Origin of the sequence: Microlunatus sp. GCM10028923, assembly GCF_042666975.1 — a bacterium.
In the GTDB taxonomy this organism is placed as follows: domain Bacteria; phylum Actinomycetota; class Actinomycetes; order Propionibacteriales; family Propionibacteriaceae; genus Microlunatus.
On the sequence record NZ_JBHTFF010000011.1, the window covers coordinates 107,492 to 127,634 of the forward strand.

A 20,143-nucleotide genomic window follows, 5' to 3' on the forward strand; every position below is an offset into this window, starting at 1 on the left:
CGACCCGAGCCAGGCTGCGTCAGGCAGCATGGTGGGGGAGATCGAGTCGACGAGCGTACGGGGGAACGCATGGGTGAGGGTCCGGTTGCCGGTTTGATCAAGGACGTGCTGGCGGGTCGGCACGGGCCGGATCCGGCCGAGGTCCACGCGACCAGCGTGTTCTGGCTGCACCACGGCACCAGGCTGGCCGGCGAGGACGTGACGTACCGCAATCACTATCTGCTGGCCCGAGTCGGCGCGGCCTTCGGCGGCTGCGCGTTCGAGGCCGGCGCGGTCGACCCGGCCGTCTGTGCCGAGGCCTCCGGTCGCTCGATCGCCGAGCTACTGACGGCCGGGCCGGAGCCGCTCCGGATCGCCGCCCTGGACGCCTACCTGGGTTCGGTGCGGCCGCACCGAACCGACGCGAGGGCGCGGCCGGTGCTGCTGCCGGCCGGTCCGCCCGAGGTCCGGGCCGTTGCCCGGGACGCCGCGGTGGCCGGCCTGCTGCCGGCTGCGGCCGGTGCCCGGGTAGGCCTGATCGGGGTGGTCAACCCGCTGGTCGCGGCGATCCGCGAGCGCGGCGGGGAACCGCTGCTCTGCGACCTGAACCTGAAGCAGAGCCGCTGGGGCGACCCGGTGACGCCGCGGATGGGGGAGGTGCTCGACGTCGCCGATGTCGTGGTCGCGACCGGGATGACGCTCGGCAACGGCAGCTTCGACACGATCCTGGCCCGGTGCCGGGAGCGCGGCGTGCCGCTGCTGGTCTATGCGCAGACCGGCTCGGCGGTCGCCCGCGAGTTCCTCGGTGACGGTGTGGCGGGTCTGTCCGCGGAGCCGTTCCCGTACTCCCAGTTCAGCGCCGACGAGACCACGCTCTATCTCTACTGAGTCAGAAGTCGATCCGCAGGACGGCGCGGCGGTGGCCGGGGCGGCTGACCTCGGTGAAGCCGGCCTCGGTGAAGGTGTCGGGAGTGCCGACGAAGCCGCCGTCGACGAGGTCCGGGTAGCCCTCGAGGGCACGGGCCCCGCGATCCCGGGCGAAGGTGACCGCGGCCCGGGCCAGGATGCGGCTGATGCCCCGGCGCCGGTAGCCGGCCCGGGTGACGAAGCAGGTCAGTGCCCAGACGGTCGGGTCGGTCCGGTCCTCGGTGCGGCCCAGCCAGGGGATCCGGAAGTCCCGCAGCAACCGGGCGTGGCCGGACCGCGGCGCGACCGCGCACCAGCCGACCGGTTCATTGTCGAGGTAGCCGACCAGGCCGCTCGTCGCCGAAGCCGTACGGTCGCCGCAGCCGGTCTGGTCCCGGAGCCGGGCACCGAGCTCGTCCGGTCCTTCGGAGGCCCAGGACTCCTTCGGCATCATCCGGAACCGCTGGCACCAGCAGCGACCCGGATCTCCGCCGGTGTCGAAGATCGCGCGCAGGTCGTCCCAGGACGCCTCGTTGGCCGGTGCGACCCGAAGTTGATCATCGGTCACTGGCTCCCGCGAGCCCACCTGGCGGGGAGTGCGCGGCCGCTTGGCCGGTGGTCGCTTCTTGGGCTGCAGCACCAGGGTGAGCCGGACCTGCACCGGGTCGCCGGCGGCGAGGCCCAGCGGCTTGCGTACCGAATCGCGTAGCGGTAGCCAGTAACCGTCGCCCTTCGGATAGAGCGAGGTCTTCCACCGCGTGCCGCCGAGGGCGACCTGGGTCGGCAGCATGCCCCAGCCGTAACTGACTGCCTTCGCCCCGGCCTTGATCTCGGCGGCCTCCCGATCGGGCACCGGGACGAAGTAATAGGGCGACGGCCCGCGCCATTCGACGACTTCACCGGTGAACTCGTGCTCCATGCCGGCGACCTTAGACGGCGTTCCGGACGTACGGCTTCCGCTAACCCGAACTGTCCTGCTGTGTCCGGCCACAGGGCTTGGACTTTCGTGACATCTGTAACATAATCGGCTATCGACAATGATTTTCACGTACAAAGAGCTTCTCGGGAGGTTGTCGAGGTGCGGCAGGATGGCAAGTCGTCGATGAGGTCCGGTCGGGCAGCTGCGGTCGGGCTGTGTGTGGGCGCGCTGTTGTTGACAGGTTGTACGGGCACGGCCGGCGGCCAGGACGCCGACTCGGTTCGAGTCGTGATGCTGGGTAGTGAGAACGAGACGCTCGACTATGGCGCGGCGCAGTCGTACTTCCCGTGGGTCGTTCTTCAGAACGTGTGCGACAGCCTGGTGATCAGGGAGGCCGGCAGATCCGTCCCGGTGCTGGCCGAGGACATCACGCCGAACGCCGACGCGACCGAGTGGATGATCAAGCTGCATCCCGAAGCGGTCTTCCACGACGGTGATCCGGTGACGGCAGCGGATGTCGCTGCCAGCGTGAGGTACTTCGCGCAGAGTCCGGGGTTCGGCGGGTTCTACAGCGTCGTCGACCTGAATGGCATGGCGGCGGTGGATGATCACACCCTGGCGGTGCCGCTCAAAGTGCCGCGGGCGGACTTCGTCGACTCGGTGCTATCGGCTGCGAGCGTGGTCTTCGAAGACGGAAAGGGCAGCACCGACGTGCCCTCGTGCAGTGGACCGTTCGAGTTGACGAGCTACTCCTCCGATGGTGGCGCGGTGCTGACCCGCCATGCTGAATATTGGGGGAGTCCCGCCGAGCTCGCGAGGATCGAGATCAGGAAACTGAACGATCCGACCGCTCGAGTCAACGCGCTGATCTCCGGGGAGGCCGACTACGCGTTCGACGTTCCGACCAGCACGGCGGCGACGATCGCCACCTCGCCGGGCTTGCGGCTCCTGGAGAGCGGGGTGGCAGACGCCGGGGCGTTCTACTTCGCGTTGAACGCCAGGGTCGCGCCGTTCGATGATCCTCAGGTTCGGCGGGCCCTGAAGCTCGCGGTCGATCGGGAACAGTTGGTCGGCGTCGTCCTCGGCGACTACGGAGAGACCGGGAATGATCTGTTCGGCAAGGGGCAGCCCGGCTACCTCGGCGAACTCGAGCAGCGGGAGCGTGACGTGGCGGAGGCGCGCCGCATCCTGCGGGCTGCCGGCGTCACCGAATTGACGGTGCTGGTTTCGGAGTCGATCCCGGGCCTGACGGTTTCCGCTGAGCTACTGGCGCAGCAGCTCCAGGAGGTCGGCGTGACCGTGACGCTGAATGAGGTGGATCCCAGTAGCTTCTTCACGGATCCGGATCGGCTGCACGAGTCACAGGTCATCGCGTGGTACGCGGCCAACCAGGGACCCTTGGCGGGGCTCGAGGCCTGGTACGGAGCCGACAATCCCTATGCGCAGACCGGATGGGATCCGAAGGAGTTCACCCGGCTGGCCGCTGTGGCCCGCGGCAGCGCCAACGAAGCCGAGCGTGCCCTGGCGCTGGAGCAACTTCAGCGGCTGCAGTGGGAGGACGGCGGCTACCTGATCTGGGGCTACCGCAACCAGCTGTCCGGGGCAGTCGAGGGGTTCAGCGGTGTGGTTCTGAATCAAGGCATGCCTTTGTTCGGCTCGGCCACCCTCGGTTAGTCATGTACGGCATCGCAGGGGGTGCGCCTGATCGCACGCTGGTAGGCCACGCGTCACTAGGTCGGTTCGTCCTGATCCGGGTCGGTGTGATGGGACTCGTCACGGTCGCTGTGAGCGTGCTGGTGTTCGCGTTGCTGGAGGCCGCGCCCGGGGATGCGGCGACTCAGTTCCTCGGACCGCGGGCCACGCCCGAGCGGCTCGCGGCGTTACGGGAGGAGCTTGGGCTGAGCCGGCCGGCCTGGTCGCGCTACCTGGATTGGGTCGGCGGGGTCGCCACCGGAGATTTCGGCCACTCGTTGGTCTCGGGGAGACCAGTCGGGGACCTGTTGGCCGCGCCCTCCTACCGCACCGCCGTCCTGGCCGCTTTGGCCTTTGTCGGTGTGTTGATCATCGGTGTCGGCGGCGGCGTGCGAGCCGGCTACCGCGCGGCCGGGAAGACTGACCGGGCCTTGTCGGCGGCGGCGCTGCTGGTGCTGTCGACGCCCGAGTTCGTCGTCGGGATCTTCCTGATCTTGGTGTTCGCACTGTGGCTGAAGGCGGTGCCGGCTGTTTCGCTGCTGCCGTCGTCTGGTCAGCTGGCCGACCGGCCCGACATTCTGATCTTGCCCGCGGCGACGCTGGCGGTCGTCGCCGGCTGCTACGTCTTTCGGCTGGTTCGCGGGATCGTCGCCGCGGCGGCTGCGCGGCCGAACGTCGAGGCGGCACTGCTCGACGGCATCGGACGGATCCGGGTGCTGGGTGTGCACGTCCTGCCGCAGGTGATCGGGCCGATGATCAGCGCGGTCGTGATCATCATCCCGTACCTGGTCGGTGGCGCGGTGGTGGTCGAGCAACTGTTCGGGTATCCCGGGCTGGGCCGGATGTTGATCACGGCGGTCGGTGGGCGGGACCAGCCGGTGGTGATGGCCATCGTGCTGCTGCTCAGCGTGGTCACGATCATCGGGTACGCCCTGTCGGATGTGCTGTCCCGGGTGGCCGATCCGTTCCGGCGGAGTGTTTCATGATCAGCAAGAGAGTCGACCCCGGAGCCCTGATCCCGGTGATCTTGGTTGGCGGCGTCGCCGTGATCGTGATCGTGGGTCCGTTGATCGCGCAGCATGACCCGCAGCAGTCGGTGGCCGCGGCGTTTCTGCCGCCCGGCGGGACTTTCCCCCTCGGCACCGATGCCGTGGGCCGCGATGTGCTGAGCCGGCTGCTCAGCTATGGCTGGCCGCTGTTGGTCGTGCCGCTGATCGCAGTCGTCCTGGCGGCCGTTGCAGGAGTGGGTATCGGGCTGCTGTTGGTGGCTCGTCGGGGTCGAGGGAGACAGGCCGTGCAGGTGTTGGACGTCTTCTTGGTGGTGCCGCCGATCCTGAGCATGATCGTGCTCGGGTACGTGCTGCCGCCGGGGATCTGGACGCTGATACTGATCGCGGTCATGATCAACACCCCGTTCACGGCCCGCTTCGTACGAACGCTGGCGGACGGCTACTTCGACGCCGGGTTTGTCGAGGTCAGCCTGGTCGAAGGCGAGCGTCGGGTCGCGATCGCGATCAGCGAGATCCTGCCCAACCTGTGGGCTCCGCTGCTCGGCGAGCTGGGAAACCGCTTCGTGATCGCCCTGTACATCCTGGTGACGGCCGGGTTCCTGGGCATCGCGTCCCTCGGTGACGGCGCCGACTGGGCGTCGATGATCACGGACTCCCTCGCCGGAATCACGGTGAACCCCGCCGCGGTTATCGCCCCCGCGGTGGGCATCGGAGTCCTCGGCGTGGGTGTCAATCTGCTGGCCGACCGGTGGGCGGCACGCCGATGAACGGTCCCGATCCGATGATCCGCGTCGAAGCTCTCACCATCGCGGATCGAACCGGCCATCGCGTGCTGGACGGCGTTGACGTCAGTGTCCAGCGGGGGACCGGGCTCGGTGTCCTCGGACCCTCCGGCTCGGGCAAGACGACGCTGGCACTGAGTCTGCTCGGCGAAGTACGGCCCGGGCTGCGTCAGATCGCCGGGAACGTGTCGGTGGCAGGACTGGATCCGCTGGGCATGCGACCCCGAGCCCGACGCCTGTTCCGGCGGTCACAGATCGCCTGGCTGGGCCAGGACCCGGCTTCCGCGTTGACGCCCACCATGTCGATTTCGGCACTGGTCTCCGAGCCGCTGGGGCATCGGAGCCGTACCGGCCGCGAGGTCCGGGATGCACTCGCGGCGGTCGGCCTGCCCGCCGAGCGTGATTTCCTGCGCCGGCATCCGCACGAGATCTCCGGCGGGCAACGTCGACGAGTCGCTCTCGCGCGTGCGCTGGTACGTGATCCGGCGGTGCTGATCCTCGACGAACCGCTGGCCGGTTTGGACGAGGTGAGCCGCGCAGCGGTGCTCGGTGAACTCGCCGCCATCCGACGGCAGCGTTCGCTGACGCTGCTCGTGATCAGCCATGACCTGGAGGCGATGATCGAGGTGACGGACCGGCTGGTCGTGCTGGACTCCGGCCGGATCGTCGAGGCCGGATCGACGACCGAGACCCTGGCCGTCCCGCGCAGCCGGACCGCGGTCGACCTGGTTGAAGCGCTCCGCCCGATCCCGCTGCGGACCCTTGATTCCGGTCGGGACCGGATCGTGTTGTCGGTCACCGATCTTGCCGTGGCACCCCCCGGCGGGTCGCCGGTGCTGGACGCCGCAACGATGACGGTTGCTGCCGGTGAGTGCCTGGCCATCGTCGGCGCTTCGGGTGCGGGCAAGACCACGCTCGCCCGTACCATCGTCGGGCTCATCCCGCCGCAGGCCGGCAGCACCGTCGTTCACGGTTCGATCCCGGGCCGACCGGGTCGGATCGGATTTGTACCGCAGGACCCTGCCACGGCTCTGAACCCGGCGCACACCGTCGGCACGATCCTCGGCCGGGCCCGTCGTCGCGCCCTCGAGGCTCGGCGGCGCAGCGTCTCCGAACTGCTGGAGACGGTTGGTCTCGATCGCCGGCTTGCCGCCCGCCGACCCGGCGCGCTGTCGGGCGGGCAGCGGCAACGGGTTGCGGTCGCCCGCGCGCTCGCCGGTGCGCCGGACCTTCTGGTCTGCGACGAACCCACCAGCGCCCTCGACCCCGTGATCGCCGTCTCAGCGCTCGACCTGCTCGACGAGGTGCGGGCGAAGGGTGCCGCGGTGATCTTGATCAGCCACCAGTGGCGCACCCTCGGCCGGGTCGCCACGCGAGTGCTGGAGCTGCGTGACCGAGGACTCTTACCGGTCCGCGACCAGCACCTCGAGAACCTTGTCGGAATCCGCGAGAGGAGCCACACTTCATGATCTTCACAAGGACCCAGCGGCCACCGAATCCGATGCTGATCTTGCTGCATCCGATCCGCGGTCGGCTGGTGATCGCGATGCTGTTGCAGGTCGCTGCCTCGGCGCTGGTGTTGTCTCCGCTGATCACCGGGAGCATCATCGCCCGCCGGCTGCTGGCGGACCCGGACGATCCGGCGATCTGGTCGATCATGATCACCGGCGTACTGATGCTCAGCGCGGGATTGATGTTGAAAGGGGCCGCGGACCTGGTGGCGCACCTGGCGGACAACGCGCTGACCCTGGAGCTGCGCCGGCGTCTGGCGGCACGGCTGCGCGGCGCGCCGCTGGGCTGGTTCACCGACACCTCGGCCGGCCAGGTGAAGCAGGGGATGCAGGACGATGTCACGGCCCTGCACCATCTGGTCGCGCACTCCTCCAACGAGCTCGCCGGGGCGATCACGACGCCGCTGGTCGCGTACGGCTACCTGTTCGTCGTCGACTGGCGGCTCGCGCTGATCCTGCTGATCCCGGTGCCGATCTTCGTGCTGGTCTACGGGCGCATGCTCGCCCAGTCCGGCTTACGGATGGACGAGTACGGGAAGCGGCTGGCCGACATCAACAGCGCCGTCGTGGAGTTCATCGACGGCATACCGGTGGTCAAGACCTTCGGGCTGGCCGGCCGCGCCACGGCCGCCTACCGGGCAGCGGTCGAGCGGTTCACCACCTTCTTCCTCGGCTGGACGCGTCCGCTGGTCGCTCCGGAGACCATCGCCCATCAGATGGTCGCACCGCTTGCGCTGCTGATGTTGACGCTGGTGTCCGGCACCGTCTTCGTCCAGCTCGGCTGGCTGCAGCCGATCGACGTCGTGCCGTTCGCCCTGGTGGGTCTTGGCGTGGGCGGACCGATCGCGCTGCTCACCGCGAACGTGCTCGCCCTCCACCTGGGCCGAGCGTCCGCGAGTCGCTTGAACGCCCTGCTCGACCTCCAGCGGCTGCCCGAACCATCCGTTCCGCGAGCGCCCGACGGGTCGCGGATCGAGATCGATCAGGTCAGCTTCGGCTACGAACCGGGACGGCTGGTCGTCCGCGACGTCACCGCGGCCTTCGAGCCGGGCAGCGTGACCGCGATCGTCGGCGCTTCCGGGTCCGGAAAGACCACTCTGGCCCGGCTCCTGCTGCGTTATGCCGACCCCACTTCGGGCGAGGTGCGGCTCGGCGGCGTACCCCTGGACCAGGTCGCAGCGACCGACCTCTTTCGTACCGTCGGATCGGTGTTCCAAGACGTCCGGCTGCTGCGGATGAGCGTCGCGGACAACATCGCCATGGCCCGCCCCGACGCGCCCCGCACCGAGATCGAGCGCGCGGCGAGGGCCGCGAACATCCACCATCGCATCCTCCGGCTCCCGCGCGGCTACGACTCCGTGCTCGGGGAGGACGCCGCCTTCTCCGGCGGCGAGGCGCAACGCCTGTCCATCGCCCGCGCCTTCCTGCTCGACCCCGAGGTCCTCATCCTCGACGAGGCCACCTCGGCCGCCGACGCCGAATCCGAGCACGCCATCCAAACCGCGCTCTCCGCTCTGGTCAGTCATCGATCGCGCACCGTGATCGTCATCGCGCATCGGCTCGACACCATCCGCGCCGCCGACAAGATCCTGGTCCTCGACGACGGCCGGGTGGTCGAGGGCGGCACCCACGACGAGCTCCTCGAGCGGGGCGGCAGCTATCACCGCCTATGGCACGCACAGCACACGACCGAAGGAATCCCACGATGATCCGCCGTCTCGCCGGCTACCTCGGCCCCGATCACGAGGGACTCCTCCCTCGCTACCTGCGCTGGACGGTGGCCTCCTGCATCCTGCAGGGTGCAGCGCTGGCTCTGACGGTTCCGATCCTGCACGGCCTGCTGAGCGGGCAGCTGACCGCCGCGGCGTGGTTGTTGGCGGGGTTCGCCGTACTGGCGGTGACCTCCTGGCGGGTCGAGTACGCAGCCGTCCGGCGAGGCTTCAACGTCGGCGGGCAGATCCTGGGCACCCTCCGGTTCCGGATCGGCGACCACGTCGCGACGTTGCCACTCGGCTGGTTCACCCCGGCCCGGACCAGCACGCTCGGGCTGACCCTGAGCAAAGGCGTCATGGACATCCTCGCCCTCCCGGTCCGGCAACTGACCGCACTGATCAAATCGATCCTCATCCCGCTCGTGCTCATCGCCGCCCTCACCGCCGTCGACCACCGGATCGGGACGATCGCCCTGGCCGCCGTGCCCGCACTCCTCGGCGTCTACTGGTTCTGCGGCCGTCTCGGCCGCCGCGCCGATGCCGCCGTCAACCGGGCTACCGCCGAGGCAAGCGATCGCATGGTCGAGTTTGCCCAGGCCCAACCCGTGCTACGCAGCTACGGTCAGGACGGCGTGGCCGCCGAGCGGTTCGACCAGTCCCTCCACGACCAGGCCCGCGCCGAACGACGACAACTCTGGCTCGTCATCCCGCCGGCCATCCTCAACGGCGTGATCGTACGAATCCTGCTGCTCGGCCTGCTCAGCACGGTGGTCGCCTTCGCCGCCGGAGTCACCGATCCGGCGGACCTGGCGACCTTGCTGGCGGCCCTGCCGATCATCAGCCTGTTGATCACTCCACTGGGTGAGGTCGCCGCCCACGCCACCGTGATCCGGGTCGCCGGCGCGCAGATGGACGCCGTCGACTCCGTCCTCGACGCCAGGCCCCTGGCCGAGCCGGCCATACCCCGCCCGTCCGACGGCCTGACCGTCGATTTTGATCGGGTCAGCTTCGGCTACGGCAGTGACCTCGTTCTGCACGACCTCAGCTTCACCGTCCCGCAGGGCACCACCACCGCCGTCGTCGGTCCCTCCGGCTCCGGCAAGAGCACTCTGGTACGCCTGGCCGCGCGCTTCTTCGACCCGCAGCGCGGGCAGGTACGGATCGGCGGCACACCGCTCACCGAGCTGGGTGCCGAGAATCTACGGCAGCTGGTGGCACCGGTCTTCCAGGACACCTACCTGTTCTCCGGAACGCTGGCCGACAACGTCCGGCTCGCCCGCCCGGACGCCGACGACGCCCACCTCGACCGCGTCGCCGCCCATTCCGGCCTGGCCGAGGTCATCGCCGCGCTTCCCGACGGCTGGCACAGCCAGGTCGGGGAGGGTGGGGCACGTCTCTCGGGCGGCGAAAAGCAACGCGTCGCGATCGCGCGGGCACTCCTCAAGGACGCGCCCATCCTGCTGCTCGATGAGGCCACCGCCTCCCTTGATGCCGAACAGCAGCAGGCGATCACCGCTGCAATCGGTACGCTCCAGCACGAAAGGACGATCATCGTGATCGCCCACCAACTCTCGACGATCGCCGCGGCTGACGAAATTCTGTTCCTTGAGGAGGGAGCCATCGTTGAACGAGGAACGCATCCGGAACTGCTCGCGATGAATCAGCGCTACGCCGCCCATTGGCGGGCACTCACCGCCGCGCGCACCTGGCGGCTCATCGACCCATGACCTCCGGCGTACGGGGTACGGGGCGCCCGCGCAAGCTCACCGAGCAGGACATCATCGATGCGGTCCTGGCGGAGGGCATCGCCGGAGCCACGGTTCCGATCGTTGCCCGGCGCCTCGCCGTGTCGACCATGACTCTGTACCGCTACACGCCGAGCCGCGCGGACCTGCTCGCCCTCGCCTGGAACCACGTCATCACCACAACCTCATGGCCACACCTCACCGGCGCCTGGCGAGAGCTCCTCCGCGAGCAGTCCATCGCCTTCTGGAACGTGCTGGCCGACCATCCCGGCGTGGTCACCGCGCTCTCCCGTGGCCTGATGCCGGCCGAAATGATGAACCGGATCGACGACATCTCCGCCGCCCTGATCGAGAAGGGATTCAACGCGGCCGACGCCGTTCTCGCCGTCGACCTCGTGATCGACCTCACGATCGACCACCGGCGCGGCGTCGAAATGATCCACGGCCTCCTCCAGACACCGTCAACCCTGGATGCCCTGGCCCAACTCTGGGCACCCAGGGACACCGACCCGCCGCACCGAAACGCGGCCCGCGCCGCCATGCAGGACGCGATCCGCACTCCGCCCTTCGACTGGTACACCCAAAAGCTCGACCTCGCCCTGGACGGCATCGAACATCGCCGCGCCAACCCGACAAGCTGACCGCAACCGACCCTTGCGCGCACCAGGATCGGTGTTGGCCGGGCGGCTGACTTCGGTGGAGCCGCCTGATCCGCGGGTGGCACGGGATTGCAGTTCGCGGCCCGCCAACCCCCGAAATCAGGCCCCGTGAACGTCGCAAAATGCAATTCTGTGCCACTCGCGGTCGGCATGCGTCACTGGTGGCGCGTCGTCACCAGCCCGGCTGGTCGAGTGACCGGCTGAGTCGGTCCGCGGCGTTCGCGGCCTCCTCGATCCTGGTCCGGCGGTCCAGCCACCAGGCCGGGTCCTGGCTCGGCAGGCTGGCGTTGTCCTCGTTCATGCCGACCGCGCCGTCGATGGATTCGCGCAGGATGTCGGCGTGCCCGGCGTGCCGCTGGGTGTCGGCGAGCACCCGGACGACCGCGTGGTGGAGGCTGATCGTGTCGTCGCCGTCGGGCCACCAGGGCACGTGTCCGACGGCGTCCCAGGTCAGCTCGGCGATCGCCGCGTCCGATCGCGTCCAGGCCTGCCGGTAGCCGTCGATGATCATGGTCCGTGACTCGTCGGCCGTGGCCCAGAACTCCGAGCCGGGTTCGACCCCGCCCAGCCAGGGCAGCCGGAGGCCGGACGGGTAGCCGAAGGTGTCGCCGAGGTAGCCGGACTCGACGTAGGTCGCGTGCTTGACCAGGCCCAGCAGGTTCGTACCGGTGGGGGTTAGGGGCCGGCGGACCACGTACTCCGGCAGCCCGTCGAGCTTCCACAGCAGGGCCTCGCGGGCCGCCTGGAGATAGAAGTGCAGGTCGTCGTCCTCGCTCACCGCGCCAAGTCTGCCGCCGGCACCTCTTCCCACAGCTATTGGTAAGTGATAACTTACCGTTCGTGGCGGCTTACCAAATCGACGGCTGGACCGCTCTCGGCGATCCGAGTCGGCGGCGCGTCTTCGAACGGCTGACCGAGCAACCCCTGTCGGTGGCCGAACTCGCCCGGGAGTTGCCGATCAGCCGGCCCGCCGTGTCGCAGCATCTGAAGGTGCTGCTCGCGGCGGACCTGGTGGACGTCCGTCCCGAAGGCACCCGGCGGATCTATCAGGTCAGGCCGGACGGCCTGCGGCAGCTCCGCGCCGACCTGGACCGGTTCTGGTCCGGTGCCCTGGCCAACTTCAAGCGCCTGGCCGACGCCGAGGCGCGCTCCACATCGCAGAAGGGAACTTGATCATGAGCAGCAGCATCTCCACCGACACCGCGGTCCGCCAGGAGGTCGTCGTCGACCTCTCTCGGGACCGCGCGTTCGCGCTCTTCACCGAGCAGTTCGACAAGATCAAACCGCGTGAGCACAACCTGCTCGGCGTGCCGATCGCCGAGACCGTCTTCGAACTGCAGGCCGGCGGTGCCGTGTACGACCGCGGCGAGGACGGCTCGACCTGCCGCTGGGCGCGGGTGCTGGTCTTCGAGCCGCCGGCCCGGTTCGTGATCAGCTGGGACATCACGCCGCGCTGGGAGATCGAGACCGACCCGGCCCGGTGCAGCGAGGTCGAGGTCAGCTTCGTCGGCGAGGGCGAGTCGCAGACCCGGGTCGTCCTGGAACACCGCCACCTGGACCGGCACGGCGACGGCTGGACCAGCGAGCGGGACGGGGTCGCCGGCCCGGCCGGCTGGCCGCTCTACCTGCGCCGCTTCACCGAGCTGGCCGGCGCCGGAGCGCGCGGATGACCCAGACCTCGTCCGCCCCGCCGGTGCCCCGAACGACCAGCCAACGCCGGGAGCATGCGCAGGCCCAGCTGCGCGAGCGGCACGAGGTGTGGTTGGCGACCGGCGGCCCGGCGGGGCCGCACCTGATCCCGGTCAACTACGTCTGGGGCGGCACCGAGTTGATCATGGCCACCTTCGATCCCAGTCCGACCGTGGCCAACCTCCGGGACCGGCCGGCGGCCCGGGTTGCGATCGGGGACCACGACGACGTGACCATGATCGACGGCACGGTGGCGCTGGTTCCGGCGGGCGACCTGGAGCCGGACCTGGCCGAGGCGTTCGCCCGGGTGTCGCACGACCCCCGCGCGATGCCGGGCCTGGTCTACCTTCGCTTCCGGCCCCGGCGGGCCCAGGTCTGGAACGGCTTCCACGAGTTCACGAACCGGACCGTGATGCGCGACGGGGTCTGGGTGCGCTGACCCGCGGTCCGGCACCTGGATCCGGCGCGGGGAGGCGGGTCCGGCATGCTGGTGGGGTGTGGGTCGGCGGTCCGGCCCGCGTCGCCCGCAGCCACGACATGCCGGAGTCGCCGTGTCCGAATCGTTCTACCGCCGCCATTTCGGGTCGGCGCGACTGGAGGCGTACCTGACGGCCGGTCACGGCGATGCCGCGCTGGCCGGGGCCCTCTATCACTGGAACTCCCGGCTGGCGGCCGCGCTCTGGGTCGACCTCGGGCACGTCGAGGTGGCCCTGCGGAACGCCCTCGACGACCGGATGCAGCAGCGGCACGAGCGGCGGGAACGGCCCGGGCACTGGCTGGACGATCCGACCCGCGAGCTGGGCAAAACCCGGCTGCCGGGCGGGCGGCACGCTCAGCCGTACCTCGACATCCATCGCGCCCGGGAGACCGTCCAGCGGCGCCGGAAGCCGGTCACGCCGGACCAGATCATCTCCGAGACCGAGCTCGGGCTCTGGCACCAACTGGTCTCGCGGCGGCAGATGTTCCTCTGGCCGGACCTCGCGGCGGCGTTCCCCGGCGCGCCGGACCGGCGGCAGGACACGATCGGCGACCTGGTCACCTCGCTGCGGGAACTGCGGAACCGGATCGGGCACCACCACCAGCTGCTCGACCTGCCGGCCGAACGCCGGCACGCCGAGTTGATCACGCTGGCCCGCTATCTGGATCCGCAGCTGGAGCGGTGGGTCCTGGACCGGACCGAGGTGCCTTCGGTGCTCGCCTCGCGCCCAGGGGCCGAAGCCTGTTAGGATCGCCGCGGCGAACGCCCCGGAACCGTCCCTGTAGTCCTCGCGACAGATCACACGGCCGGGGCTATTTTCTTTCCCTGCAAGGGTTTCCGGGGTGCATTTCCACCACCGGCCGCGGGGTCCCTAGCCGGTCCGCGGGAAGCCGGCGATGCCGCGCCAGGCCAGGGTGCTGGCGAGCTGTTTCGCCTCGGACAGTTCGAGCCGCTCCGGGCCCGCGTTGAGCCAGTAGCGGGCGCTCACCTGGGCCAGTCCGACGAGCGAGATCGCGAGCAGCTTTGCCTGGCTGCCGGAGAGCCCGGTGTCCTCGGCGATCACCTCGGCGACCGCGTCGGCGATCTCCTCCTGGGCGGCGTTGATCCGGTCCTGGACCCGGTCGTCGGTCAGGTCGGACTCGAAGACGAACCGGAACTCGCCGGTGGCCCGGGCGACGTAGTCGAAGTAGGCGTCCATGGTGGCGCTGACCCGTTCCGCGTTGTCCTCGGTCGAGGCCAGTGCCTGCTCGACCTCGTTGGTCAGCCGGTCACAGCTGGCGTCCAGGACGGCGAGATAGAGGTCGAGCTTGGAACCGAAGTGCTGGTAGAGCACGGGCTTGGAGACGCCCGCCGCGTCGGCGATGTCGTCCATCGCGGCGGCGTGGTAGCCCTTCGCGGTGAACACGTCGATCGCGGCCTGCAGCAGCTGCGCCCGCCGTTGGTCGCGGGGGAGGCGGAGGACGCGGGAGCTGGCCATGGCGGACATGTTACCGGTGAGTAGCCAGTCTTCGACGGGCTCAGGACACGCATGGTCCGGATCCCGGAATAGGTGTCCACCCTACGGCGTTGCGCCGGATGCCCGGTCGGGCCGTCGTAGGTTGGACTCCGCCCACCGTGCAGGATGCTCAACCGCAGTCGATCCAGGAGGAATCGTGGCCCTACCGCCGCTGGTCGAACCGGCCGCCGATCTGACCACCGAGGAAGTACGCCGATACAGCCGGCACCTGATCATTCCCGACGTCGGGATGGACGGTCAGAAGCGGCTGAAGAACGCCAAGGTGCTGGTCATCGGAGCCGGCGGGCTGGGCAGCCCGGCGCTGCTCTATCTGGCCGCGGCCGGGGTCGGAACGCTCGGCGTCGTCGAATTCGACACCGTGGACGAATCGAATCTGCAGCGGCAGATCATCCACGGCCAGTCCGACATCGGGAAGTCGAAGGCATTGTCGGCCAAGGAGTCGATCGCCGAGGTCAATCCGCTGGTGAACGTGATCGTCCACGACACCCGGTTGGACAACGACAATGTGCTGGAGATCTTCGCCGATTATGACCTGATCGTCGACGGCACCGACAATTTCGCGACCCGCTATCTGGTCAATGACGCGGCGGTGCTTTCGCACAAGCCGTACGTGTGGGGATCGATCTTCCGGTTCGAAGGCCAGGTCAGCGTGTTCTGGGCTGATCATGGTCCGCAATACCGTGATCTCTATCCCGCGCCGCCGCCGCCGGGGATGGTGCCGTCCTGCGCCGAGGGTGGCGTGCTCGGCGTCCTCTGCGCGTCGATCGGTTCGATCATGGTCACCGAGGCGATCAAGTTGATCACCGGCATCGGCGACCCGTTGATCGGTCGGCTGATGGTCTACGACGCGCTGGAGATGAGCTACAAGACGCTCAAGCTGCGCAAGGACCCGAACGGCGAGCCGATCACCGGCTTGATCGACTACGACGACTTCTGCGGCGCGATCACCGACGAGGCGGCCGACGCAGCGGCGGGCAACACGATCACCGTGAAGCAGTTGGAGGAGTGGCTGGCCGATCGCGAGTCCGGCAAGCGTGACTTCGAGCTGATCGACGTCCGGGAGGCGGTGGAGCGGGAGATCAACAAGATCCCCGGCTCGGTGCTGATCCCCAAGGGTGACTTCCAGAACGGTTCCGCGCTGGGCAAGCTGCCGCAGGACAAGCAGGTCGTGCTCTACTGCAAGGCCGGCACCCGGTCCGCCGAGTGCCTGGCGATCGTGCACGGTGCGGGCCTGGCCGACGCGGTGCACGTCGGCGGCGGCGTGAGCGCCTGGGTCAGCCAGATCGATCCGGCGCAGCCGGCGTACTGATCAAGCTTCGACAGCCTCACCAAAAAGAACCCCCCGTACGGTCACCGTACGGGGGGTTTCTTTGATCTGGTTTCCTAGATCAACAACAACGGGTGATCAGACCGGGTGGACCCGATCGGCCTGCGGGCCCTTCGGCCCCTGCGTGGTCTCGAACTCGACCCGCTGCCCCTCATCGAGGGTCCGGAAGCCGGTGGATTCAATTGCACTGTAGTGCACGAATACATCCGGACCGCCGCCGTCAACAGCAATGAATCCGTAGCCCTTTTCGGCATTGAACCACTTGACGGTTCCCTGCGCCATGAACATCTCCTAGCATCTGACTTCGCAGCCGCACCTCACGGCTCCGATTGCTGTTCGGACGCCAGAGAGATCCAACGCCCACCGCAATAGTTCTGGGGGCGTAGTGCGAACCACGACACAGACCACTTGCAACAGCGGCAATAGCCTTGCACAGGATCCGGCGGCATGTGAACCCCTTCGGCACCCGCGCGTCGCACCCGATCCGGTCCGCGGAACGGTCAGGCCAACGGGGCGAACGCGGCGTCCCGCCAGGGCCCGAGTTGATCTTCGGACATCCGGGCCTCGGCCATCCGGACCCGCTCGCCGCGCAGTGGTACGCCCTCCGCGAGGAGCTCGCGCAACGCCCGGGTCTCGTGGCCGTCCGCGGGCCTGCCGTCCGCCCGGACCACTCGCCACCACGGGACCGCGGCGCCGTGGTGCGACATCACCCAGCCGACCTGGCGCGGCCCGCCGCGGCCGATCAGTTCGGCGATGTCTCCGTAGCTGGCCACCCGGCCGGCCGGGATCGCTTCGACGGCGCTGAGGACGAGTTCGATGAACTCCTCGTCCACGATACGGCCGCTCGCCCTGCTGCTGTCCACCGAACGACCCTAGCCTCGCCCCGGGACGGCGACCGGAATACTGGCGGATGTGGATACCAGGATCGACCTGCGCCGTGGGACTGAACGGTTCGTCACCAGGACCGACTGGGCGACGACCCGGCACTCGTTCTCCTTCGGCGCGCACTACGACCCCGACAACGTCGGCTTCGGCGCACTGCTGGTGATCAACGAGGACCTCGTCGCCTCGGGCACCGGCTACGACCCGCACCCGCATCTGGACTCCGAGATCGTCACCTGGGTGCTGTCCGGCTCGCTCGTGCACACCGACTCCCGCGGCAACTCGGGGGTGGTGCATCGCGGGCTGGCGCAGCGGATGAGCGCCGGCTCCGGCATCGTCCACTCCGAGCGCAACGACGCGTACCGGATCGACACCGAGCAGCCGGAGACGCCGGTCCACTTCTGGCAGATGTGGGTCAGGCCGGACGAGTCCGGCACCGAGCCCTCCTACCAGCAGCGCGAGCTGGACCTGGCCGACCTGGACGCGGGCTGGGTGCCGGTGGCGTCCGGCAGCCACCCGGACGCGGTGATCACGATCGGCTCGGCCGGCTCGACGCTCTGGGCGGTACGGGCCGCGGCCGGGATCAGCCGGACCCTGCCGGAGGGGCCGCTGCTGCACGTCAGCGTGGTGGACGGCGTGGTCGACCTGGAGTCGGCGGGACGGCTCACGGCCGGCGATGCGGTACGGCTGCGCGGGCACGGCGGGCTGCGGGTGACCGGCGTCGAGGATGCCGAACTCCTGGTCTGGGAGCTGGCCGCATGACCGGCCCGACGACCACGCCGACGCCGGAACCGCCGCTGCTGATCCGGGTCACCGGGCGGGACCGGCCGGGGCTGACCCGGGACCTGCTCCGGCTGCTGGCCGAGGCCGGCGCCGAGGTGGACGACATGGAACAGCTGGTGGTCCGGGAGCGGCTCACCCTGGACGTGCTGGTCCGGCTGGACAGCGCAGCGGACCGGGTGATCAAGGACGTCCTCTACTGGGCCTTCACCCGCGACCTCAAGATCGACTTCGAACGGGTCGAGGCCCGTTCGGCCCGGGCCGGGCGGCGCCGGCACGTGATCACGGTGCTCGGCTCCCGGGTCGGCCCGGACAGCCTGGCCGAGGTCGCCGACGCCGTCGCCGAGCACGACGGCACGATCGACCGGATCTTCCGGCTGGCGACCGAGCCCGTGATCGCGTACGAACTCGTGGTGATCACCGAGCGGCCGGAGGAACTGCGCCGGCACCTGGTCGGCGTGGCCCAGCGCACCGGGGTCGACCTCGCCGTCCAGGCGGACGGGCTGGAGCGCCGGGCCAAGCGGCTGGTGGTGCTCGACGTCGACTCGACCTTGATCACCAACGAGGTGATCGAGTTGCTCGCCGACGAGGCCGGCTGCGGTGATCAGGTCACCGAGATCACCAACCGGGCGATGGCCGGCGAGCTCGACTTCGAGCAGTCGCTGCGGGCCCGGGTGCGGTTGCTCAAGGGGCTGGACCTGGCCGCGATCGAGCGGGCCCGGGCCCGGATCACGCTGACCCCGGGCGCCCGGACGTTCGTCACGACGCTGCACCGGCTGGGCTACGCGGTGGCCGTGGTGAGTGGCGGCTTCACCCAGTTCACCGACGGCCTGAAGGCCGAGCTCGGGCTTGATCACGCGTTCGCGAACACGCTGGAGATCAGCGACGGTGTGATCACCGGCGAGCTGCTCGGCCCGATCGTCGACCGGCCGGAGAAGGCGCGGCTGCTGGCCCGGATCGCCGAGCTGGAAGGCGTACCCACCTCCCAGACGGTCGCGGTCGGCGACGGCGCGAACGATCTCGACATGCTGGCCGCGGCCGGCCTCGGGATCGCGTTCAACGCCAAGCCGGTGGTCCGGGAGCAGGCCGACGCGACCGTGTCCGTACCACACCTGGATGCGATCCTGTTCATGCTGGGGATCCGGCGCGACGACGTGGTGTCGATACTAGGATCGCCGGCGTGACGCGGATCGCCCTGGCCCAGATCGTCAGCGGGCCCGACCCCGCCCGGAACCTCGACCTGGTGGCCGAGCAGACGGCGGCGGCGGCCGCCGCCGGAGCCGGCCTGGTGATCTTCCCGGAGGCGACGATGCGGTGCTTCGGCCGGTCGCTGGCCGAGGTCGCCGAGCCGCTGGACGGACCGTGGGCGACCCGGGTCCGGGAGATCGCCCGCGAGGCCGGGATCACCGTGGCGGCCGGGATGTTCACCCCGGCCGGCGACGGGCGGGTGACCAACACGCTGTTGATCACCGGACCGGACGGCGACGCCCGCTACGACAAGGTGCACCTGTTCGACGCGTTCGGCTTCACCGAGTCGCGGACCGTCGCCCCGGGCGAGGACCTGGTGGTGACCGAGGCCGCCGGGCTGCGGATCGGCCTCGCGGTCTGTTACGACCTCCGGTTCCCCGAGTTGTTCACCCGGCTGGCCGACCGCGGCGCCCAGTTGATCATGGTGCCGGCCTCCTGGGGTGCCGGCCCCGGCAAGCTCGACCAGTGGCGGCTGCTGGTCCGGGCCCGCGCGCTGGACTCGACGACCTTCGTCGCGGCCTGCGGGCAGGCCGATCCGAGCACGGTCGGGATCGAGCCCGTCGGCACCGCACCGACCGGCGTCGGCGGCAGCCTGGTCGTCGGGCCCGACGGCGCGGTGATCGCCGAGGCCGGGATCGGTCCGGAACTGCTGATCGCCGACCTCGACCCGGACACGATCGGCCCGGTCCGGGAGCAACTGCCGGTGCTGGCCAACCGTCGGCTGGGCTGACCGGTGGCAGCACTGACGGTCCTGTTCGAGACCCATGCGACGACGACCGACAACGAGGCCGGCCGGGCCACCGGCTGGCTGCCCGGCGAGCTGTCCGAGCTGGGCCGGCGCCAGGCCGGCGAACTGGGGGAGCGGATCCGGGACCGTGCCCCGGACGCCGTCGTCGGCTCCGACCTGGCCCGGGTCCGGCAGACCGTCGCGCTCGGCTGCGCCGCCCTCGACGTGCCGGTCTTCTACGACTGGCGGCTGCGCGAGTGCCATTACGGGCTGCTCGGCGGCGCGCCGAAGGAGCAGGTGCACGGGCCGGCCATCGGCCGCTTCCTGCGCAATCCGTACCCCGGCGGGGAGAGCTGGCTGGCCGCCCTGGACCGGGTCGACCGGGCCGTGGACGATCTGCGCGATCTCTTCCCCGGCGGCACCGTCGTCATGGTGGGCCACATCGCGACCCGCTGGGCCCTGCGCCGCCGGACCGAGTCGCTCACCCTGGAGGAACTGGCCACGGCTCCGTTCCGCTGGCAACCGGGCTGGAAGCACGTCATCCCCTGACTTCCGCGACCCGGGCCGGGCTGCGCCAACCT

General features: G+C 69.7%; 22 protein-coding genes. 17 read left to right on the plus strand and 5 right to left on the minus strand.

The genetic code is table 11. The features are described from left to right. The first annotated feature begins 69 nt into the window (after positions 1-69). On the plus strand, positions 70-867 hold the full coding sequence (locus ACFQU4_RS24880; RefSeq protein WP_377497147.1) for a Rossmann-like domain-containing protein: 798 nt from the start codon (positions 70-72) through the stop codon (positions 865-867). Between the two features lies 1 nt (position 868). Here ACFQU4_RS24880 and ACFQU4_RS24885 read toward each other — a convergent pair whose 3' ends face one another. Then, positions 869-1,804, minus strand: coding sequence for a GNAT family N-acetyltransferase (locus ACFQU4_RS24885; RefSeq protein WP_377497149.1), 936 nt, complete (start codon positions 1,802-1,804; stop codon positions 869-871). 159 nt (positions 1,805-1,963) lie between these two features. On the opposite strand from ACFQU4_RS24885, the gene ACFQU4_RS24890 reads away from it, so the two are divergent. From ACFQU4_RS24890 to ACFQU4_RS24920, 7 genes are read left to right on the plus strand one after another with little or no spacing between them, the layout of a single operon-like run. Next, complete coding sequence (locus tag ACFQU4_RS24890) at positions 1,964-3,478, plus strand: ABC transporter substrate-binding protein (RefSeq protein WP_377497152.1); 1,515 nt, start codon at positions 1,964-1,966, stop codon at positions 3,476-3,478. A gap of 2 nt (positions 3,479-3,480) precedes the next feature. Further along, positions 3,481-4,482, plus strand: coding sequence for an ABC transporter permease (locus ACFQU4_RS24895; protein ID WP_377497154.1), 1,002 nt, complete (start codon positions 3,481-3,483; stop codon positions 4,480-4,482). Positions 4,483-4,541: 59 nt separating this feature from the next. Further along, on the plus strand, positions 4,542-5,273 hold the full coding sequence (locus tag ACFQU4_RS24900) for an ABC transporter permease (protein WP_377497156.1): 732 nt from the start codon (positions 4,542-4,544) through the stop codon (positions 5,271-5,273). Between the two features lie 14 nt (positions 5,274-5,287). Continuing rightward, complete coding sequence (locus ACFQU4_RS24905) at positions 5,288-6,757, plus strand: ABC transporter ATP-binding protein (protein WP_377497158.1); 1,470 nt, start codon at positions 5,288-5,290, stop codon at positions 6,755-6,757. Then, entirely contained in the window at positions 6,754-8,508 is a 1,755-nt protein-coding gene (locus ACFQU4_RS24910; protein WP_377497160.1) for an ABC transporter ATP-binding protein, read from the plus strand. The genes ACFQU4_RS24905 and ACFQU4_RS24910 overlap by 4 nt, the downstream gene beginning before the upstream one ends. After that, positions 8,505-10,238, plus strand: coding sequence for an ABC transporter ATP-binding protein (locus tag ACFQU4_RS24915; RefSeq protein WP_377497163.1), 1,734 nt, complete (start codon positions 8,505-8,507; stop codon positions 10,236-10,238). Before ACFQU4_RS24910 ends, ACFQU4_RS24915 begins: the two co-directional genes overlap by 4 nt. Beyond that, positions 10,235-10,897 carry a TetR/AcrR family transcriptional regulator gene (locus tag ACFQU4_RS24920; RefSeq protein ID WP_377497165.1) on the plus strand — a complete coding sequence of 221 codons (663 nt, stop codon included), beginning with the start codon at positions 10,235-10,237 and terminating at the stop codon, positions 10,895-10,897. The genes ACFQU4_RS24915 and ACFQU4_RS24920 overlap by 4 nt, the downstream gene beginning before the upstream one ends. A gap of 190 nt (positions 10,898-11,087) precedes the next feature. On the opposite strand, the gene ACFQU4_RS24925 is transcribed toward ACFQU4_RS24920, so the two are convergent. After that, positions 11,088-11,693, minus strand: coding sequence for a DinB family protein (locus ACFQU4_RS24925; protein WP_377497167.1), 606 nt, complete (start codon positions 11,691-11,693; stop codon positions 11,088-11,090). A 62-nt stretch (positions 11,694-11,755) separates the two neighbouring features. Between ACFQU4_RS24925 and ACFQU4_RS24930 the strand changes: the two genes are divergently transcribed. The 4 genes from ACFQU4_RS24930 to ACFQU4_RS24945 all read left to right on the plus strand — a co-directional run bounded on the left by ACFQU4_RS24930 (position 11,756) and on the right by ACFQU4_RS24945 (position 13,830). Beyond that, entirely contained in the window at positions 11,756-12,088 is a 333-nt protein-coding gene (locus tag ACFQU4_RS24930) for an ArsR/SmtB family transcription factor (RefSeq protein WP_377497170.1), read from the plus strand. Positions 12,089-12,090: 2 nt separating this feature from the next. Beyond that, positions 12,091-12,585, plus strand: coding sequence for an SRPBCC family protein (locus ACFQU4_RS24935; RefSeq protein ID WP_377497172.1), 495 nt, complete (start codon positions 12,091-12,093; stop codon positions 12,583-12,585). Next, entirely contained in the window at positions 12,582-13,043 is a 462-nt protein-coding gene (locus tag ACFQU4_RS24940; protein WP_377497174.1) for a pyridoxamine 5'-phosphate oxidase family protein, read from the plus strand. The genes ACFQU4_RS24935 and ACFQU4_RS24940 overlap by 4 nt, the downstream gene beginning before the upstream one ends. 112 nt (positions 13,044-13,155) lie before the next feature. Next, entirely contained in the window at positions 13,156-13,830 is a 675-nt protein-coding gene (locus ACFQU4_RS24945; protein ID WP_377497176.1) for a hypothetical protein, read from the plus strand. 123 nt (positions 13,831-13,953) lie between these two features. On the opposite strand, the gene ACFQU4_RS24950 is transcribed toward ACFQU4_RS24945, so the two are convergent. Then, positions 13,954-14,559 carry a TetR/AcrR family transcriptional regulator gene (locus tag ACFQU4_RS24950; protein WP_377497178.1) on the minus strand — a complete coding sequence of 202 codons (606 nt, stop codon included), beginning with the start codon at positions 14,557-14,559 and terminating at the stop codon, positions 13,954-13,956. 175 nt (positions 14,560-14,734) lie between these two features. Between ACFQU4_RS24950 and moeZ the strand changes: the two genes are divergently transcribed. Then, positions 14,735-15,907, plus strand: coding sequence for an adenylyltransferase/sulfurtransferase MoeZ (moeZ, locus tag ACFQU4_RS24955; RefSeq protein ID WP_377497180.1), 1,173 nt, complete (start codon positions 14,735-14,737; stop codon positions 15,905-15,907). Positions 15,908-16,003: 96 nt separating this feature from the next. Here moeZ and ACFQU4_RS24960 read toward each other — a convergent pair whose 3' ends face one another. Both ACFQU4_RS24960 and ACFQU4_RS24965 read right to left on the minus strand, forming a co-directional pair. Then, positions 16,004-16,207, minus strand: coding sequence for a cold-shock protein (locus tag ACFQU4_RS24960; protein ID WP_377497455.1), 204 nt, complete (start codon positions 16,205-16,207; stop codon positions 16,004-16,006). Positions 16,208-16,425: 218 nt separating this feature from the next. Then, complete coding sequence (locus ACFQU4_RS24965; protein WP_377497182.1) at positions 16,426-16,788, minus strand: MGMT family protein; 363 nt, start codon at positions 16,786-16,788, stop codon at positions 16,426-16,428. Between the two features lie 49 nt (positions 16,789-16,837). Between ACFQU4_RS24965 and ACFQU4_RS24970 the strand changes: the two genes are divergently transcribed. The 4 genes from ACFQU4_RS24970 to ACFQU4_RS24985 are packed head-to-tail and all read left to right on the plus strand — an operon-like array spanning position 16,838 to position 20,111. Further along, complete coding sequence (locus ACFQU4_RS24970) at positions 16,838-17,569, plus strand: pirin family protein (RefSeq protein WP_377497184.1); 732 nt, start codon at positions 16,838-16,840, stop codon at positions 17,567-17,569. Further along, on the plus strand, positions 17,566-18,771 hold the full coding sequence (serB, locus tag ACFQU4_RS24975) for a phosphoserine phosphatase SerB (RefSeq protein ID WP_377497186.1): 1,206 nt from the start codon (positions 17,566-17,568) through the stop codon (positions 18,769-18,771). Before ACFQU4_RS24970 ends, serB begins: the two co-directional genes overlap by 4 nt. Further along, positions 18,768-19,565, plus strand: a complete 798-nt coding sequence (locus tag ACFQU4_RS24980) for a carbon-nitrogen hydrolase family protein (protein ID WP_377497188.1) — start codon at positions 18,768-18,770, stop codon at positions 19,563-19,565. Before serB ends, ACFQU4_RS24980 begins: the two co-directional genes overlap by 4 nt. Positions 19,566-19,568: 3 nt before the next feature. After that, positions 19,569-20,111, plus strand: coding sequence for a histidine phosphatase family protein (locus ACFQU4_RS24985; RefSeq protein WP_377497190.1), 543 nt, complete (start codon positions 19,569-19,571; stop codon positions 20,109-20,111). Positions 20,112-20,143: the final 32 nt, after the last annotated feature.